This is a genomic window from Bacillus sp. FJAT-26390 (assembly GCF_001682865.1).
Classification (GTDB): domain Bacteria; phylum Bacillota; class Bacilli; order Paenibacillales; family Paenibacillaceae; genus Pristimantibacillus.
In genome coordinates this window covers 629,829-646,665 of the sequence record NZ_MAQX01000001.1, presented here as the reverse complement: position 1 = coordinate 646,665, position 16,837 = coordinate 629,829, and the positions used below count along the sequence as shown (strand labels likewise).

Genomic DNA, 16,837 nt, shown 5'->3' with positions numbered 1-16,837 from the left:
TCTCCTCCCGTAGTGTTATGATGATTTTACTCGGCCCTTCATCTTATATACGTATGCGAGCACCTCAGCCACAGCTTGGAACAGGTCTGGAGGAATAACATCCCCTATCTCAGCACGTTCATAAAGCGCTCTGGCCAGTGGTTTATTTTCCATAGTTACAACACCGTTCTCTTTGGCTATCTCCCTGATTCGAAGCGCGACATGATCCATGCCTTTGGCAATAATCTTAGGCGCCTCCATCTTCGTTGCATCATATTTTAATGCGATAGCAAAGTGTGTAGGGTTGGTGATGATGACATCCGCTTTAGGAACCTCTTGCATCATTCGCTGCAGCGCCATTCTGCGTTGACGCTCACGAATTTTGCCCTTGATGATCGGATCACCCTCCGATTTCTTATATTCGTCTTTAATATCTTGCTTGGACATTCTGAGACTCTTGTTATGCTCATAACGTTGATAGAAAAAATCTGCGAATGCGAGTACGGTAAGCACCGCACCAATTTCAATGCCTAACCTAACCGTCAATCCGGCTGTAAAGCTAAAGATCTGCTGAATAGGCAAGCTTGCTAATACCAATATGCGGTCCCACTCTTTGGAAATGGCCATATATACGAGAACACCTATAATAAGCAGCTTCAGTACGCTTTTCAGAAATTCAACGATCGTTTTTGCGGAAAAAATTTGTTTAAAGCCGTTAATTGGGTTTAACTTGTTTAATTTCATTTGAAGAGGCTCGCCGGTCAGCAAAAAACCAAACTGAATGATGTTTCCTAAAATTCCGATAATGATCGTTATCGCAAATATCGGCATTAAAATGAGCAGCAATTGAATGGTTATATCGGTGAAAAGCGACATCACGTTTCCAGTCGTCACTTCCATCAACAACCAGTCCTCAAACAGATTTCCAAACAGCATCATAATATGCTCTTTATAAAAACCGCCGAGCATGATAAAGCCCATAAAGGTAAACATCAAGATTAATGAGCCAGGAAGGTCAGAGGATCTAGCAATTTGACCTTTCTTTCTAGCTTCATCTCTTTTCTTCGGAGTTGCTTCTTCAGTCTTCTCCTGACTGAAAAGCTGAAGATCAAGCTTTAAACGGTAATTACGCATGGGCAGCATCCTCCTATTGTCCCTCAGGCGGCGGTCCTTGCACGATTCCGAATAACTGCTCCAAAGCATCAAACATGATGGAAAACAATCTTTCGAATATGCCGGCAAGACTTGGCATTAGCAAGATAAGCAAAAACATGCCAATGATCAGCTTAAGCGGGATACCGATAACAAACACGTTGAATTGAGGAGCTGTTTTGGTCAAGAAGCCTAAGCCGACATCCGTCAAAAACATCGCAACGATCAACGGTGCAGCAACTTGAATTGCCAGCAAGAACGTATTGCCAACCAACCTCGTCAAAAAGTCGGTCACGCCTCCGCTCATCAATCTGCTAAATAAATCATTTGACAGTGGCATCCATTTGTAGCTATCCATGAGACCAGTCAATAAGAAGTGATGGCCGTTCATCAATAGGAAAATGACGATAATAAGCATGTACTTAAAATTGCCGAGCAATGGAGCTGACGTACCCGTATGAGGGTCTACTATGTTTGCCATTGCAAACCCAACCTGCAAATCCATAAAGGCGCCAGCGGTTTGCACGACTGTAAAAAACAAATAGACCACATAACCCATCAGAACTCCGACCAAAATCTCCCGCAATACGACGAGCACATACTCCGCGTCCGGGACGATCGTCTGATTCATTCCATAAGTTAAAAAAACGATAAACGAAATGAAAAAGCCAAGCCCGATTTTAAATACATTCGGCACGCCTCGCGAAGAAAAGACAGGCGCTACGACGAAAAACGCTGTAATTCGACAAAAGATTAGCAAAAAAATAGGAAAGCCTTGTACGATCGCGTTCATCCACTCACAACCTAACCGATGTAATTATGAAGATTGTTCAGCAGATTGTAAGTGAAGTCGATAACCGTATTTAGAATCCATGGGCCAAATATGATGATGGACACGAAGACCGCTACAATTTTCGGAACAAAAGCAAGCGTCTGCTCCTGAATCTGAGTTGTTGCTTGAAATATGCTGACAATTAACCCTACAACCAAAGCAAGAACGAGCATTGGCGCACTGGCTTTCAAAACTACGAATACGGCTTCACCAGCCAATCCGATAATGAAATCAGTACTCATCGACGTCCCTCCCTGCTAGTATCACGTGTTGAAGCTTAACAATAAAGATTTTACGATTAAGTACCATCCGTCTACCAATACAAACAGAAGCAGCTTAAACGGTAACGATATCATGACGGGAGGAAGCATCATCATCCCCATCGCCATCAAGGTGCTTGCCACGATCATGTCGATGACCAGAAACGGAATAAAGATCATAAAGCCCATTTGAAAAGCGGTTTTAAGCTCGCTTATTGCGTAAGCAGGTATTAATACCGTAATCGGGATATCCTCGAAGGACGCAGGCTTCTCCGTTTTTGTGTAATTCATGAAGAGCATCAGGTCCTTTTCCCTCGTATGAGAGAACATGAACTTCTTCATCGGGACGGAAGCTTCTTTAAAAGCTTCGGTTTGCGAGATTTGACCTTTTAAATAAGGCTGAAGCGCAACATCATTTACTTGCGAGAATGTCGGAGCCATGATGAAAAAGGTTAAGAACATCGCAAGTCCAATGAGCACTTGGTTGGGAGGCATTTGCTGCGTTCCGAGTGATGTTCTTACAAAGCCTAGAACGATAACGATACGAGTAAAGCTGGTCATAAGAACCATAATCGCAGGAGCGATGCTTAATACTGTAATTAATAGAAGTATGGATAATGCGCTAGTACTGGGCGTATCGCCATTCCCGTCGCCAATGTTGATGGATAGGTCAGGAAGCGGCTCCGCAAATGCTTGGTTATGTATGAGTAGTGCAAGCAGCTGTACAGCAACGATTGATATCCACCATTTATTTTTCATCATCCATCAACCGTTCATTTGTTTTAGAGTTATGCAGCAGAGATTCCAGCTGTTGCTTTCTTCCTGCTTGCTCACTTAACTTGGTTTGCAGCAGATCTGAAAAGGATGACTCCTTATTCCATTGCTCGTTGGAAGGCTCTGGACCTGTCTTCTCGTTGCGGCTGCGCAGCTTGCCAACCAATTGGGAGATAAGATCCTTTGACCAAGCGGACTCCTGCTGGCGTTCAAGCGCGGTTATAACCGCTCTGACTTGCTCAGGATCATCCAGCTTATCTAGCAGCGTTATGTTCTCTCCTACGCCAACGATGTATATCCGGCCAGCGATTTCAACGATTTGAAGCGAGTTGTTTTGTCCAAGCGCAATGCCGCCGAGCGAACGAAGCGATCGATTCGTTCCCCACGTACGGTTGCGCTGAGACAGCCATTTAATGACGAAAATAATCAGCGTGATAACGATGGCAAGCGAGATGATGACCCAAACCAAGCTGCCAGCTAGATCCTTAGATCCGGTAAACACCATCTGCCCATCTTGATTTGCGCTGCTGCCGTCTGTTGCAGCAGCAGCCGCAAAACCAGGCCATATCGCCATCCCAAGAGCAGACACCATTGAAATGCGCGAAGGTATGTTAAACATAATGTCTAACCGTTATCCGAGCGTTTTCTTAATCGCTTCAATAACGCGATCAGCTTGGAACGGTTTAACGATGAAGTCCTTTGCGCCTGCTTGAATCGCATCAATAACCATTGCTTGCTGACCCATTGCTGAACACATAATAACTTTTGCATTGCCGTCTAGCTTTTTGATTTCTTTCAGTGCAGAGATGCCATCCATCTCCGGCATCGTAATATCCATCGTTGTCAAATCCGGTTTTAGTTCCTTGTACTTCTCAACCGCCTGAGCGCCATCTTGTGCTTCACCGACGACTTCGTAGCCGTTCTTTGATAAAATGTCTCGGATCATCATGCGCATGAAAGCTGCGTCGTCTACGATTAGAATGCGGTTTGCCATCTTTTTATCCTCCTAGGATGCTATTGTAATTTTTGAATGCGGTCCCATTGGCTCACGATATCGGTTACGCGTACACCAAAGTTTTCATCGATAACAACAACCTCGCCTTTGGCTATTAGCTTGTTGTTCACCAGAATGTCGACTGGTTCGCCAGCAAGCTTGTCCAGCTCGATAATTGAGCCTTGCGACAGCTCCAAAATATCCTTTATCTGCTTTTGGGTCCTCCCTAATTCTACCGTGACCTTAAGCGGTATGTCGAGAAGTAAATTGAGGTTTGTTTCATCAGGTTGAATAAACGGTGCATTACCAAAATTAGCAAATTGCACAGGCTGTACGTTTACGTTTCGATTTGCTGATTGACCATATGTATGCGGTCCAGGCGGCTGCATCGGCATGTCGTATCCAGCGGCTGGCGTTTGATACTGCATAGGCGGCATTTGCTGCATAGGCGGTGCCATATGCATTTGCGGCGCCACAGCGTCCATCTGAGCCGTCGCAGCCGTTTCTTGCATTGCCATAGCTTGCTGCGCTGCCGGCGCTGCAGGAGCCGCTGGAGGCGTCGCTGCTACAGGCTGAGCTGGTTCCTCTTCCACTACCCCCATCAAAATATCAACCATCTGCTTCGCAAAAGGAATTGGGAGAAGCTGCATGATCGTCGAGTCAATTAAATCGCCAATCGTCAGTCGGAAAGAGATTTTGATAAACATGTCTACCGGCGGCAAATGCTCCATGCCGTCACCGTTGTTTACGTCTAAAATATCGATTCCCGGTGGCGAAATATTGACAAAACGATTAAAGATCGTCGACATGGAAGTCGCGGAGGAACCCATCATTTGATTCATCGCTTCTTGCACCGCGCTAATGTGGATTTCATTCAGCTCTTCTACCGTAATGTTGTTCCCATCGCCGCCAAGCATGAGATCAGCGATGATTTGGGCGTCCTTCGTCTTAATGACGAGAGAGTTAATGCCTTGGAAACCATCGACGTATTGCACGCTAACCGCTACATGAGGCTTAGGGAAAATGTCCGGAAGCTCATCTTTTCTAACAATGGTAACTTGCGGCGTCGTAATGTCTACTTTTTTGCCAAGCAGCGTTGACAATGCGGTAGCGGCGCTGCCAAAGGTGATATTTCCAATTTCGCCGAGTGCAGACTGCTCCATTTCGGATAAGAAGTCTGAAAGCTGGGTACCGGTATCAGAGGACTGCACCGGATCCGGCTCATTGGAGGATTGACGAAGCAATGCATCAATTTCCTCTTGCGACAAATAGTCCTTACTCGTCATAATCTTCTTCCACTCCTTCGCTGACGATCTCATCTACTTGTACAGCCAGTCGATCCTTAACGGAACCTGGACTGCCAATGAATTTAAGCTTGTCTCCAACTTTAATTTTCAGACCATCATCGACGGACTTATTCAATGAGATAACATCGCCAATGTTGAGTCCTAGAAACTCTTTAATAGTAAGCGAGGATTCGCCAAGCTCTGCTACGATCGGCAGCTTTGCTTTGTTAACGCGCTGTTCCAAAATTTCAACCTCTTCAGGCGCGCGCGCTTTCTTCTGCGATACGAACCAATGATGAACGGAAAGTCTGGACATGATCGGTTCGATGACGACATGCGGAATACAAAGATTAATCATGCCTGTCGTATCCCCAATTTTAGTGCTGAATGAGATGAGGGCTATCGTCTCATTGGGTGAAACAATTTGCATAAATTGCGGATTCGTCTCCAAAGCTTCCAGCCTAGGAGAGATATCAATGATCGTTCTCCATGCTTCCTGCAAGCTTTCGAATGTCCGGCTAAAGATACGCTCCATAATGATCGTTTCGATTTCCGTTAAATTATTAATTTTAGAAGGCGCAATGCCTTGGCCGCCCAACATACGATCAAGCATAGCGTAGGCTACGTTCGGATGTACCTCAAGCACCATTCGCCCTTCCAGCGGCTCCGCTTCAAATATGTTCAAGATCGTCATCTTAGGAATCGAACGAATGAATTCGTCATAAGGCAATTGCTCGACCTGCACGACATTAATTTGAACAAAAGTGCGAAGTTGCGCTGAGAAATAGGTTGTCAGATATCGCGCAAAGTTTTCATGGATCCGAGTTAAGCTTCGAATATGATCCTTGGAGAAACGAACGGCGCGTTTAAAATCATACAGGCTGACTTTTCGTGTCGTTTCTTCCTTTTTTAAATCCTCTGCATCCATTTCACCGGAATCGAGGGCAGCGAGTAGCGCATCAATTTCATTCTGCGATAAAACATCAACCAAATATCTCACCTCCTTCGAGGAATGTCTGCGTAGTCAGTTAAAGCTCTGTAATAAGAAAGTTCGTAATTTCTACCTTAACCAATTTACCTTTTGGGATAATCGGATTGATTAGGTTAAGCAGCTTGGATTCAAGCGCATCTTCGCCTTGAGACCCTTGAAACTCCTGTGCAGTCATATCAGCTAACGTGCGGTTAATGATAGGACGGACTTCAATCTCTAGCAGCTTGTCGAACTGTTCCTTTGTTTTCTTGCTGTCAAGCTGGAAAGCAAAGCTGAGCACCACAACATATTCAGGGTCTTTAAGGTTTCTTCTGAAATCCTTTAATTCGGATGTAACTTCCACCCGTTCATCAGCCGACAGCACTTTCACTTCAATCGTTTTGGTCTCTGTCGCCGTTTCCTTGGGATCAGTAAAAAAGGACTTAAATAAAATAATAGCAACGATTGCGATTAACGTTATGGATAATAAAATGGTTATTAGCCAAGGTAGCATTTTTTTCATGTTGAGGGACCCTCCGTTTGCTCACTCTTCTGGGCCGCCGCAACGAGGCCGATTGTTCGAAGATACTGTTGATTAAGCAGCAACAGATCAGCTGTCTTTTCTTTTACTACCAGCTTTTTTCCTGTCGTAAGCGTTATGACAGTATCCGCAGATTCTTCAATCACTTCAATGAGTAATGCATTAATCGTGACTTTTGTTCCATTCAAACGCGTTACGGTAATCATCAGTTACCCCCTCACACAGGGGGAGGCACTAAGCCTCCCGCTCATTATGACTTACCTATCGTTTTAAGTTAACGACCTCTTGCAATATTTCATCTGAAGTCGTAATAATACGCGAGTTGGCTTGGAAGCCGCGCTGCGCCACGATCATTTCCGTAAACTCAGCTGTTAGATCAACGTTAGACATTTCAAGCTGGCCTGCAATGATGGCACCAGTACCTAGCTCCGGATCACCTGCGAAGGACATAAAGTCTTCGATCGAAGCGTCAGGGTTAGCATTTGCTGTGACACGGTACATATTGCCGCCTAGCTTCTCAAGGCCGCTAGGGTTAATGACCTTGGCTACGCCAATCTGTGCAACTGCTTCTGTTCCGTCAGCGGTAACGCCCATAATCGTTCCATCTTGCCCGATGGAATAAGCAGTGACCGCTTCGTCAAGCACGATTGGCTCTTGGTCAACGCTTAGTACAAAGTATCCATCGCCCGTAACAAGCTGCCTATTGGAATCCAACGTAAAGTTGCCCGCGCGTGTAAGCAGCATTTCGGAATCATCGTTCGCTCTTACTACGAAGAAGCCGTCACCGTCGAGCCGAAGATCTGCCGGTTGGTTCGTCGTCATTGCGCTCCCTGCGGTATGTACCGTATCGATGGAACCGATGGATACTCCCAAACCGATTTGTTTTGCGTTTACGCCGCCGCGCACGCCGTCCTCAGGCGCGGTTACGCCCGAAACCGTCTGGCTTAGAATATCTTTAAACATCACGCGGCCAGCTTTAAATCCAACCGTATTGACGTTCGCAATATTGTTACCAATTACGTCAAGCTTTGTTTGAAAGCCGCGCATACCGGATACGCCCGAATACATCGATCTTAGCATTGTTCGTTATTCCTCCTGGAATATGGATTAGTCTCACTTGGCTTAAAAAGGATGTACGCACTATCATTAAACTGCTTCAATCGGTCCGCAGCTTGAGGCTTCCTGATAGGTCCAGCCTTACGATAAAATAATAGCGCTGTCTATCTGAGTAAACACATTGCTTCTCATTTGCCCGCCATCCATCGCCGTCACAACCGTGCGGCTTGGCACGTTGACAATCATCGCAATATCGCGAAAAACGATTAATGAGTCTTGAGCGCCTTTGGATGCGGCCTCTTCAACGGCATTCATAATTTTCGTCAAAGATTCCGGCTGCAGCTTGATGCCTCTCTGCTGCATGCGAACCTCTGCGTGGTGACTGAACTTAAGCACCTTTGCATCAAGCATCTCTTGAAATGGAGTTGGCTGCGATGAACGGCTGACTGCTGATTTGCTTGGCTGCAGAGGTGTGGACTTAACCGGAAAAATATGACCGATTTTCACGCCATCATTCACTAGACCTCAGCCCCCTCCTCAGCATTCGCTTTATCAGAAGGTTTATCATCCGATTCGTCCGGCGGCTTCGTGTCTCCGTTTGTCTCCGAAACCGAAGTGACATATTCCAGCGCAACCTCTGCGCCGCCAACTCTTGCGTGCAGGATGCCATCCTTCGATATAATCGAATCCACAACACCGCTTGCTTTAGTGACTTCCCCAGCTTCGTTATACTCGTTCCATTCGATCGTTTTACCAATCAAAGTCGAAGCGGAGCCTATGCTCTGACGCATTAAGGTTAGCTCGGTCGCCATATTCATTAGCTGCTCTACTGAGGTGAACTGTGCCATTTGAGCGATAAAATCTTTGTCCTGCAGCGGCTGCATAGGATCTTGGTTTCGCAGCTGCGTGACTAGAATACTTAGAAATTGATCTTTGCCGAGTGTGTCTTTTTCTTTATTTGCTGCAGCTCGCACGTTTTCTTGGCTGTAATTCGGCCAAACCACGCGAGAAGGAATGCTGTTAGACATATCCGATCACCTCCGTTCACTCTAACGATAAAACCGCCCTGCTAAGCCTTTACATTAATCCCTCTGCCGAAGCCAAGTCCTTGAATAGCGGCTTGTTCAATCATTTCGGTCTCAAAATGGGCTTCGCCCGAGCCTTCATCGCCATTAAAGGTATGGCGGTTGGACGATTGCTGTTCTCTGCTTCCTTGCCCTTGATGCTGCTGAGAAAGCTGTGCAGTCGACTGTCCTTGTGATACTTCAAGCTTATCAACCATTAAGCCTTGCGCTTGTAGCGCGGATCGAAGCTGCGCCATTTGGTTATCGAGCATGTCCTTGGCCATCGCTGTATCCGTTTGGAAAATTGCTGTCAACAAGCCATTTTGCATCGTGATTTTAACGTCCACTTGACCTAGATGCTCAGGGAAAAGCATGATCTTTGCTTCTGATACACCGTTCATAGTCGTTAAATCAAACTTCTGCACGATCATTCCTGTCATCGACTTGGCAAAATCGTCGGCAACAACAAATGATGTGGCAGCTGCCGCATTAGCGACAAGCGGCGTAAGTCCGCGAAGTGTTTCCGATTGGCTTGTGCCGAGATGCACCTGAGAATTCGTTTCGATTGGCAGAGCTCCCGCTTCTGTGTCGACCGCTTGCTCCATGTTCTGAATGGCCGTAGACAATAGGGCTGGATGAACCGTTTGCTGCGATAGACGCTGCAACAAAGTGCTGACATCAGCTTGCGGTGCATTTTGCGCGGCAAACAGTTGTTGTGTGAAGGCTGACGATTTCGTTTGAGACTTATTCGTATCCACCGGCTCGCCTTCCAAAATCGCTGTTAGCGCTTGTAGCTGCTCCGCTACCAGCTTAGTTGGCTCTTGCTGTTGAATGAGCTTTGTCGTACCTTCCTGCAGCATGTTTTGCAATTGAAGAAGCGTATCCTGCAAGCTTGTCTTTACGTTTGCGACATTTACAGCCGCTTCATTAATAGGCAGGCTTTCATTTTCCGCAGACAGTTGGTTCTTTGGCTGCTGAATGACTGGCACTGGAATGCCTAGAAGCGCAAGCAGCGCATTCATTTGATCAAGGACGGCCTCTAGCTGCTTCAGCTGCTGCTCGTCTTCAACCTTCACTTCGCCGTCTTCCGTTTTCGGCACTTCAAGCTGCTCAAGCAAGCCATCAATGATCGACATTAGATCAGATAAAGCAGGCGCAGCGGCAGCAGCCTCTCCTTCAATCGCAGCGTCCTTTGCTACATTCGCTACAAGCTGAACGGCCTGCGTTTTGCCAGAACTGCTAGCCGCTTCCCCGTTAATTTGTTGAACTAACGTTTTTTGGAATTCCGCCCCGCCTGCACTTTTGCTTGCTTGTCCACCCGCAGTCGGTTGCGCTTGCTGCTGGGGAGCAGCGGTTTGTGATACCATCATTTCCATTTTTCTCACCTCCTCTCTAATAGGGGGCTAAAAAAGTTACGGGTACAACTCTTAACTTCCAGACATTAGCTTAGCTACGAGCTGGGCGGCTACCGTTTCATTGATTGCTGACATTTCTGACAAAATCGTTGATCTCGGCGCGTCGCCAACCGCATTCAAGATGCGAAGCACTTTGCTTGGACTGACATCCACCATCTTGACAAGCAGCTCAGCAGCGCTTTTAGGAGCCATCGCTGTGAAAGTTGCGCTTAACTGCGTTTCATCAAGCACAGAGGAAGCCTGTGTTTTTTGCGGTGTTTTCTGCGCATCCAGCTTCGCTTGCAGCGCCGCGATTTGCAGATCCTTAACCTTCACGTTGTCTTTGAGCTTCATAGCTGCGTCAGCAGCAGTCTGAGGATTCATCTTCTCCATAATGCGCACTCTGTCGTCAGGACGCATATTCGCAAATACGAGCACCATTTCATCTAAAGTCATGCTTTGCAGAATAGGTGCTGCTTTACTAGGCGTAATTTTGGAGAACATGCCCGCTAATTCTTGAATTTTCGCTTGGTACTGCTCATCCTCAAGCAATTGCTCGTCATTGGAGCTTTTGAGCTGGGAGTTATCGTTCTCCAAATCCTTAACCTCTTGCTCCAGCGCCGACTTCGTTTGATTGGCTGCCGCCAGCTCGCTTTCAATCGCAGTAAGCTGTGCTTGCAGGTCCGCAATCTTAGATGACATGTTCGCTGTTTTCAAAACATCGTCATTAACGGCTCCGCCTGCAACCTTTGGTTCAGGAAGCACGTCTTTTAAGAATGGAACCGAGTTTCCGGCCTCCAGCACTTTATTGCGAAAGTCAATATTGAACAAGGTGTACAATACGCCAAGCAACACGATGGCGAATAAAATCGGCGTCATCAAGAACATAATTCGTTCAAGTGTGCTGTAGCCTTGCTTTTCATTTTCCGTACCCGCCAATTCCACTCACTCCCTCTAGCCGGTATAACGCATCAATTTATGGGGTTGGTATCATGAAACGGACGCTTGCCAGCTCATCTAATTCGTTCTGCTCCTTGATTTGCATCGCATATTGAAACCGGTCACGCGCATGGTCCTTTGCTTTCAGCCAAACTTTTTCATCCTTCATTTTATCTGAAAGTTTAAGCCTGCTTTGCTCAACCGCTTTCTGTGCATGCAACACATCTTTCAATTTGCTGGTGATGCAAGCTACTAAATAATCCAAGTACTGCTGGATAACCTGCAATTCCGACAAGGAGACAGCAATGCTTGAAGCTTCATGAAGCTTGCCTTCCCATTCATGCTGCTTCGCGCGCAGCTCCTCAAGCGACAGTTCCTCAGCCGCAAGAGCTCCGATCGCCGTTGATAGCATCCACTCTGCTTGTGTCTTTTCACTCGACTTCAAATCAATGACCTTTTGAAATGAATACCGAAACGATGCCATTTATCGATTCAACTCCTGTAGAAATCGGTAATTAAACGATTTTGCGCTTCCTCTAAGCTCACCTTTTCATTGGTCTTCTGCTTCGTATAGCTCTGAATGGGCTCAATAAATTGGAGTGCTTTATCAATTTCTGCATTTGATCCTCGTTGGTACGCCCCAATATTGATCAAGTCTTCCGAATCTTTATATATAGCTAGCATTTTCTTTAATTCATTGGCGGCATCCTGTTGCTCTTCGGTCACAATTTCTTTCATAACGCGACTGACAGAAGCAAGAACATCGATTGCTGGAAAATGACCTTTATGCGCCAAATGGCGGCTTAGCACGATATGACCGTCGAGTATTCCGCGGACAGCGTCAGCAATCGGCTCGTTCATATCGTCGCCGTCAACGAGCACCGTGTAGAAAGCGGTGATGGAGCCAGTAGGACCCGTCCCTGCTCTTTCTAACAATTTAGGCAGCGCTGCGAATACGGAAGGCGTATAACCGCGTGTTGCAGGAGGCTCGCCGATGGCAAGCCCTACTTCACGCAGCGCCATCGCATAACGCGTTACGGAATCCATCATCAACATGACGTTCAAGCCGCGGTCGCGAAAATATTCGGCAATCGAAGTCGCAATCAACGCGCCTTTCATACGAATTAGGGCCGGCTGATCGGATGTAGCTACAATAACGACGGAACGCGCTAAGCCTTCGGGCCCAAGATCCTTTTCCATAAATTCCAGCACTTCGCGTCCGCGCTCGCCGATTAAGGCGATCACGTTAACATCGGCGGACGTGTTCCGGGCAATCATGCCAAGCAGCGTGCTCTTCCCTACGCCGGAGCCTGCGAAGATGCCTACGCGTTGGCCGCGGCCAACCGTTAGCAGACCATCGATCGCTCTCACGCCAATGCCAAGCGGTTCAACGACACGCGGGCGCATGAGCGGATTGCTGGGTTCATTATGAGTCGAATAATGAGGCATCCGGCTTGGCAGAAAAGAACCGTCGAGCGGATTGCCTAAGCCGTCAAGCACTTTTCCTAGCAGCTCGGATCCGACTTGAACGGTTAAGGGCTTGCCGGTACCAACGACATCGCAGCCAGGGCTTATCGCATGAAGATCGCCAAGCGGCATCAGAATAACTTTGTTATCTCGAAATCCGACGACTTCCGCTTTAATCGGCTTCGCGCCTTTGGATGGATAGATAAAGCATACGTCGCCGATGCTTGCGTCCGGACCTTCTGATTCGACTGTTAAGCCGATAACCTGCGTCACTTTACCGTTTATCCTTACCGGATCGAGAGGCTGCAGATGCTCGATGTACTTCAGTACATCCAAATTATTCACTATCATTGGAATAACCTCGCTCTTCGCCGCTGTGATGAGCAAGATGGATTAACTCACGTTTAATCTCAGCCAACTGCGTATCGATGCGAGCGTCGATGCTGCCAAAGGATGAACGAATAACACAACCATTGTCCTTCACCGTCGAGTCTGGCAAAATTTGCAGCTCCGCTTGCGAGTCAATCGCAAAATGAAGCTCTTCTCTAGCAGCTTGTACAAAAGCGAGTTGGCCAGGTGCGACGCAAAGCGTAATGACGCCCTGCTCTCTTCGACGTGACAATGATTTGCGAATTAATTCAATCGCCATCTCTGGAGCTAACGTCAACTGCTGGCCAATAATCTTTTCAGCAATTGCACAGCTCAGTTCAACAAGAAAAGGTTCGGCTTCCTGAATGATTTGTTCTCTCATTTGGAAAGCAGTTTTTAGCACATCCGATGCTTCGGCAAGCTTCTGCTCCCAAGTTTGACGCAGCTCCGCTTCCGAGTTTGCAGCACCTTCCGCATAACCAAGCTCATAGCCCGATTGCCGTGAAGCTTCGGAAGCCGCTTCGTCATCGGTCCGCTTTTGCAGCCACCAAACATCGATTTGCTGCTGCGTCTCGGCGAGCAGCTTTTCGCTCTCAAGCGCCGCTTCACGAAGACGTTCTTCTGCATAAAGCTGAGCATCATTCAAAATTTGATCTCGCAGCGTGATCGTCTCTTCATCAGGAACAGGCTCGGTATCTTCTTCCTGTTCTTGAGGCTCGTTGATTTCAAAATTCCGTTGATGCAGCCATTCCAGCTGCTTCAATTGCTCAAGAGTAATCACGCTCGAAGATTTTATCAAATTAGACAATGATATCGTCTCCTCCACCGCGGGCGATGATGATTTCACCTGACTCTTCTAGACGGCGAATGGTAGCAACGATACGAGTTTGTGCTTCTTCCACGTCGCGTAAGCGTACGGGGCCCATGAACTCCATTTCTTCCTTGAAGGTCTCGGCCATGCGCTTCGACATGTTGCGGAATATAGCTTCTCGAACCTCTTCGCTCGCCACTTTGAGTGCAAGCTGAAGATCTGAATTCTCGATATCGCGAATGATCCGTTGAATAGAGCGATTGTCGATATTGACAATATCCTCGAATACAAACATACGTTTCTTGATTTCTTCTGCAAGCTCTGGATCTTGAATTTCAAGCGCGTCGAGAATGGTGCGCTCCGTACCTCGGTCGACACCGTTCAAAATTTGTACGATCGAATCGATACCGCCGGCATTCGTGTAATCCTGGGTAACCGTTGCGGACAGCTTTTGCTCGAGAACACGTTCTACCTGTGAAATAACTTCAGGCGACGTACTATCCATCAATGCGATACGCCTTGCAACCTCTGCCTGCTTCTCTTGCGGAAGCGAGGATAGAATATGAGAGGATTGTTCGGATTGCAAATAGGATAATACCAAAGCAATCGTCTGCGAATTCTCATTTTGGATAAAGTTCAATATTTGAGTAGGTTCCGCTTTTCTGGCAAAATCGAATGGTCTCACCTGCAGCGTAGCTGTCAACCGGTTAATGACCTCAAGCGCTTTTGCTTCGCCGAGCGCTTTCTCCAAAATATCTTTGGCGTAAGAAATACCGCCTTGCGTAATATATTCTTGAGCCATGCAAATTTGATGGAATTCGCTTAATATCGTTTCGCGGTCCAGACTGTCTACTTTACGGACGTTGGCGATCTCAAGCGTCAACTGCTCAATTTCTTCATCGCGTAAATGTTTAAATATTTGCGCCGAAACTTCAGGTCCAAGCGTAATAAGCAAAATGGCTGCTTTCTGACGACCTGATAAGCCTTGCATTGATTTTGACAATTGAACCACCTCTATTCATCCACAAGCCATGTGCGAAGAAGATTAACGAACTCATCCGGTTTCCGTTTGGCCAGTGTTTCAAGATTTTTACGGGCTTGACTGTCATTATTGACACTTTCCAAATCAAGCGTTGGATATTCTACCTTAGCAGGAGCAGCTAACTCTATTTCTTCTTCTACTGCTTTTTTGCGTCTGCGGGCAATTACATAAATTAATCCGCCGATGATTGCTAGAGCTGCGACGCCAATACCAATAATCCAAGGCATGGATAGCGCGTTCGCTTGATTAGCAGTGCTGCTTCCAGAGAATGTTCTCGCGATGACCGCAACTTTTTTAGCCATTAATGCGTCATCATTAACATCTTGTCCGGAATCTGCAAGCTGAGCTCTTACCAAAGCTGTCAAATAAGTCATAATAGCTGTTCTACTAGCTTCATCATTCATTTGTGACTGCTCGATGCCGATACTAATAGAAAGGTCTTTCAAAACAAACGGTCCCGAAACGATATTATTGTTTATCCGAGTAACTTCATAATTTCTGATTTGCGAGTTTGTCTCCGAAGAACCTTGACCTGCCGATGAAGCTTCATAGCCTGGCACATCAGTCTCCCCGGTACCTGCAACACCGCCGGCCTGACCAGCACTTCCAGTTGAAGTACTGTTATCGATCTGTTCACTAATGATGATACCGTTGTTGTTGTTGTTATCAAGCGGCTTCACCACTGACTCTTGCGATGTCTTCTTGTCGAAGTTCATGCTGCTCGAGATTTGAATGACTAGATTGTCGGCGCCAACGATCGGCCCAAGAAATTGTTGAATGTTTTTCTTTAGCTCCGTTTCATATTTCCGCTGAATAATGAATTGCGATTCCACAGCATCCGTGCTGTTCGATATACCGCCGTCCACTTCAGAATATGTAAGTTCTCCCTGCGGGCTGGAAATCGTGATGTCCTTCATCGCTAAATTAGGGACAGACGTTTTTACGAGGTTGTAATAACCGTCGATTTCCTTTTGACTAGGCCGATAGCCTGACATGAACTTCATCATGATGGAAGCCGATGCTTGCTCCGCGTCTTCCGGAGACAAAAACACGCTTTCCTTCGGCAAATTAACTAGAACCTTTGAACTGTCTACTCCCTGCATCGCATTGAGCAGTTGCTGGATTTCTCCGTTCAAAGCATTAAGGTATTTAACATTGAACTCATTCTCAGTCGTTCCAAACTGACTGGAGCTAGAGTTAAAAGCTTCAAAGCCGATGGACCCATTTTGAACTAGCCCTTGAGAGCCAACATCCACTTTAATTCGTGATGCTTCCGTGCTGGGTACTGAAATGCTTTTGCCATTGCCGCTAAGTTGATAAGGAATTCCGCTTCCGTCTAAGTAAGTCATTATGGCTGCTGCATCGGTGGTATCCAAATTTTGAAAAGCAATTTCGTATTCCGTTCTCGTAAATACGATTGTCAACAAGATTATTGTCAACAAGATTCCACTGATGGATGCCCCCAACCATATTTTTTGTTTTCTGCCCATTTGGCCCCAGAACTGCGCAAGCCTGCCTCTAAGTTGGGCGATTCTCTCGTTCACATTGTCACCTCACCCAAATACTATGCTAGGTCAAAAGTTGGATTAAATTTGCATCCGCATCATTTCTTGATAAGCCTCGACTACTTTGTTGCGGATTTGTGAGGTGAGCTGCAAGCTCAACTGCGATTGCTCAGAAGCAATTAGTACTTTCGTAACATCCACTTGACCCACCAAGTACTTGTCATTCAGCTTGTGAACGTTTTGTTCTTGGTTGCTTACGTTATCGATGGCTGTTTGCAAATATTGTCCAAACGTTTCAGTTAATTGTGCCGGAGTCGCTTCTTGCACCGATTTAGTTTCAATGAGCTTGACAGGCTGAACCGGACCGAGCGACATCGATTGAATCATCATTATTCCTCCATT

The 16,837-nt window shown here is 46.6% G+C and carries 21 protein-coding genes; all 21 read right to left on the bottom strand.

Annotated features, from left to right (window positions below):
• Positions 1 to 15: 15 nt before the first annotated feature.
• The 21 genes from flhB to fliE all read right to left on the bottom strand — a co-directional run bounded on the left by flhB (position 16) and on the right by fliE (position 16,822).
• The gene (gene flhB / locus A7975_RS03045) at positions 16 to 1,113 is read right to left on the bottom strand and encodes a flagellar biosynthesis protein FlhB (RefSeq protein ID WP_065384085.1); all 1,098 of its coding nucleotides are present in this window, start codon (positions 1,111 to 1,113) and stop codon (positions 16 to 18) included.
• 13 nt (positions 1,114 to 1,126) lie between these two features.
• Positions 1,127 to 1,924: a flagellar biosynthetic protein FliR gene (gene fliR / locus A7975_RS03040; protein WP_053375732.1), complete on the bottom strand. Its 798-nt coding sequence runs from the start codon at positions 1,922 to 1,924 to the stop codon at positions 1,127 to 1,129.
• Between the two features lie 11 nt (positions 1,925 to 1,935).
• Positions 1,936 to 2,205, bottom strand: a complete 270-nt coding sequence (fliQ, locus tag A7975_RS03035; RefSeq protein WP_053375731.1) for a flagellar biosynthesis protein FliQ — start codon at positions 2,203 to 2,205, stop codon at positions 1,936 to 1,938.
• Between the two features lie 21 nt (positions 2,206 to 2,226).
• A complete protein-coding gene (gene fliP / locus A7975_RS03030) occupies positions 2,227 to 2,982 on the bottom strand; it encodes a flagellar type III secretion system pore protein FliP (protein WP_053375730.1) in 756 nt (251 codons plus the stop codon).
• Positions 2,972 to 3,571, bottom strand: coding sequence for a flagellar biosynthetic protein FliO (locus A7975_RS03025; protein WP_053375729.1), 600 nt, complete (start codon positions 3,569 to 3,571; stop codon positions 2,972 to 2,974). Before A7975_RS03025 ends, fliP begins: the two co-directional genes overlap by 11 nt.
• A gap of 57 nt (positions 3,572 to 3,628) precedes the next feature.
• Positions 3,629 to 3,991: a response regulator gene (locus tag A7975_RS03020; protein ID WP_028611027.1), complete on the bottom strand. Its 363-nt coding sequence runs from the start codon at positions 3,989 to 3,991 to the stop codon at positions 3,629 to 3,631.
• Positions 3,992 to 4,011: 20 nt separating this feature from the next.
• On the bottom strand, positions 4,012 to 5,277 hold the full coding sequence (fliY, locus tag A7975_RS03015) for a flagellar motor switch phosphatase FliY (RefSeq protein WP_065384084.1): 1,266 nt from the start codon (positions 5,275 to 5,277) through the stop codon (positions 4,012 to 4,014).
• The gene (gene fliM / locus A7975_RS03010; RefSeq protein WP_053375727.1) at positions 5,267 to 6,268 is read right to left on the bottom strand and encodes a flagellar motor switch protein FliM; all 1,002 of its coding nucleotides are present in this window, start codon (positions 6,266 to 6,268) and stop codon (positions 5,267 to 5,269) included. Before fliM ends, fliY begins: the two co-directional genes overlap by 11 nt.
• A gap of 37 nt (positions 6,269 to 6,305) precedes the next feature.
• On the bottom strand, positions 6,306 to 6,770 hold the full coding sequence (locus tag A7975_RS03005) for a flagellar basal body-associated FliL family protein (protein WP_053375726.1): 465 nt from the start codon (positions 6,768 to 6,770) through the stop codon (positions 6,306 to 6,308).
• Positions 6,767 to 6,994 carry a flagellar FlbD family protein gene (locus A7975_RS03000; protein ID WP_053375725.1) on the bottom strand — a complete coding sequence of 76 codons (228 nt, stop codon included), beginning with the start codon at positions 6,992 to 6,994 and terminating at the stop codon, positions 6,767 to 6,769. Before A7975_RS03000 ends, A7975_RS03005 begins: the two co-directional genes overlap by 4 nt.
• Positions 6,995 to 7,049: 55 nt before the next feature.
• Positions 7,050 to 7,868, bottom strand: a complete 819-nt coding sequence (gene flgG, locus A7975_RS02995; RefSeq protein ID WP_053375724.1) for a flagellar basal body rod protein FlgG — start codon at positions 7,866 to 7,868, stop codon at positions 7,050 to 7,052.
• Positions 7,869 to 7,985: 117 nt separating this feature from the next.
• Positions 7,986 to 8,363, bottom strand: coding sequence for a TIGR02530 family flagellar biosynthesis protein (locus A7975_RS02990; protein WP_053375723.1), 378 nt, complete (start codon positions 8,361 to 8,363; stop codon positions 7,986 to 7,988).
• The gene (locus A7975_RS02985; protein ID WP_053375722.1) at positions 8,363 to 8,872 is read right to left on the bottom strand and encodes a flagellar hook capping FlgD N-terminal domain-containing protein; all 510 of its coding nucleotides are present in this window, start codon (positions 8,870 to 8,872) and stop codon (positions 8,363 to 8,365) included. The genes A7975_RS02990 and A7975_RS02985 overlap by 1 nt, the downstream gene beginning before the upstream one ends.
• Positions 8,873 to 8,913: 41 nt before the next feature.
• Positions 8,914 to 10,284: a flagellar hook-length control protein FliK gene (locus tag A7975_RS02980; protein WP_065384083.1), complete on the bottom strand. Its 1,371-nt coding sequence runs from the start codon at positions 10,282 to 10,284 to the stop codon at positions 8,914 to 8,916.
• Between the two features lie 51 nt (positions 10,285 to 10,335).
• Complete coding sequence (locus A7975_RS02975; protein WP_053375720.1) at positions 10,336 to 11,241, bottom strand: MotE family protein; 906 nt, start codon at positions 11,239 to 11,241, stop codon at positions 10,336 to 10,338.
• Between the two features lie 37 nt (positions 11,242 to 11,278).
• Positions 11,279 to 11,725, bottom strand: coding sequence for a flagellar export protein FliJ (gene fliJ / locus A7975_RS02970; RefSeq protein ID WP_065384082.1), 447 nt, complete (start codon positions 11,723 to 11,725; stop codon positions 11,279 to 11,281).
• Positions 11,726 to 11,733: 8 nt separating this feature from the next.
• Positions 11,734 to 13,059, bottom strand: a complete 1,326-nt coding sequence (gene fliI, locus A7975_RS02965; protein ID WP_065384081.1) for a flagellar protein export ATPase FliI — start codon at positions 13,057 to 13,059, stop codon at positions 11,734 to 11,736.
• A complete protein-coding gene (locus A7975_RS02960; RefSeq protein WP_065384080.1) occupies positions 13,046 to 13,885 on the bottom strand; it encodes a FliH/SctL family protein in 840 nt (279 codons plus the stop codon). Before A7975_RS02960 ends, fliI begins: the two co-directional genes overlap by 14 nt.
• Positions 13,878 to 14,879 carry a flagellar motor switch protein FliG gene (gene fliG, locus A7975_RS02955; protein ID WP_141680233.1) on the bottom strand — a complete coding sequence of 334 codons (1,002 nt, stop codon included), beginning with the start codon at positions 14,877 to 14,879 and terminating at the stop codon, positions 13,878 to 13,880. The genes A7975_RS02960 and fliG overlap by 8 nt, the downstream gene beginning before the upstream one ends.
• Positions 14,880 to 14,902: 23 nt before the next feature.
• A complete protein-coding gene (gene fliF / locus A7975_RS02950; protein ID WP_065384079.1) occupies positions 14,903 to 16,474 on the bottom strand; it encodes a flagellar basal-body MS-ring/collar protein FliF in 1,572 nt (523 codons plus the stop codon).
• A 42-nt stretch (positions 16,475 to 16,516) separates the two neighbouring features.
• On the bottom strand, positions 16,517 to 16,822 hold the full coding sequence (gene fliE, locus A7975_RS02945; protein WP_053375715.1) for a flagellar hook-basal body complex protein FliE: 306 nt from the start codon (positions 16,820 to 16,822) through the stop codon (positions 16,517 to 16,519).
• Positions 16,823 to 16,837: the final 15 nt, after the last annotated feature.

Excerpts from the sequence above, each read along its gene's own strand:
- flgG (WP_053375724.1), bottom strand. The coding sequence starts at position 7,868 with ATGCTAAGATCGATGTATTCGGGCGTATCCGGTATGCGCGGCTTTCAA.
- fliJ (WP_065384082.1), bottom strand. The coding sequence starts at position 11,725 with ATGGCATCGTTTCGGTATTCATTTCAAAAGGTCATTGATTTGAAGTCG.
- A7975_RS03005 (WP_053375726.1), bottom strand. The coding sequence starts at position 6,770 with ATGAAAAAAATGCTACCTTGGCTAATAACCATTTTATTATCCATAACG.
- flhB (WP_065384085.1), bottom strand. The coding sequence starts at position 1,113 with ATGCGTAATTACCGTTTAAAGCTTGATCTTCAGCTTTTCAGTCAGGAG.
- fliQ (WP_053375731.1), bottom strand. The coding sequence starts at position 2,205 with ATGAGTACTGATTTCATTATCGGATTGGCTGGTGAAGCCGTATTCGTA.
- A7975_RS03025 (WP_053375729.1), bottom strand. The coding sequence starts at position 3,571 with ATGGCGATATGGCCTGGTTTTGCGGCTGCTGCTGCAACAGACGGCAGC.
- fliI (WP_065384081.1), bottom strand. The coding sequence starts at position 13,059 with ATGATAGTGAATAATTTGGATGTACTGAAGTACATCGAGCATCTGCAG.
- fliE (WP_053375715.1), bottom strand. The coding sequence starts at position 16,822 with ATGATTCAATCGATGTCGCTCGGTCCGGTTCAGCCTGTCAAGCTCATT.
- A7975_RS03020 (WP_028611027.1), bottom strand. The coding sequence starts at position 3,991 with ATGGCAAACCGCATTCTAATCGTAGACGACGCAGCTTTCATGCGCATG.
- fliP (WP_053375730.1), bottom strand. The coding sequence starts at position 2,982 with ATGAAAAATAAATGGTGGATATCAATCGTTGCTGTACAGCTGCTTGCA.
- A7975_RS03000 (WP_053375725.1), bottom strand. The coding sequence starts at position 6,994 with ATGATTACCGTAACGCGTTTGAATGGAACAAAAGTCACGATTAATGCA.
- A7975_RS02985 (WP_053375722.1), bottom strand. The coding sequence starts at position 8,872 with ATGTCTAACAGCATTCCTTCTCGCGTGGTTTGGCCGAATTACAGCCAA.
- fliY (WP_065384084.1), bottom strand. The coding sequence starts at position 5,277 with ATGACGAGTAAGGACTATTTGTCGCAAGAGGAAATTGATGCATTGCTT.
- fliG (WP_141680233.1), bottom strand. The coding sequence starts at position 14,879 with ATGCAAGGCTTATCAGGTCGTCAGAAAGCAGCCATTTTGCTTATTACG.
- fliR (WP_053375732.1), bottom strand. The coding sequence starts at position 1,924 with ATGAACGCGATCGTACAAGGCTTTCCTATTTTTTTGCTAATCTTTTGT.
- A7975_RS02980 (WP_065384083.1), bottom strand. The coding sequence starts at position 10,284 with ATGGAAATGATGGTATCACAAACCGCTGCTCCCCAGCAGCAAGCGCAA.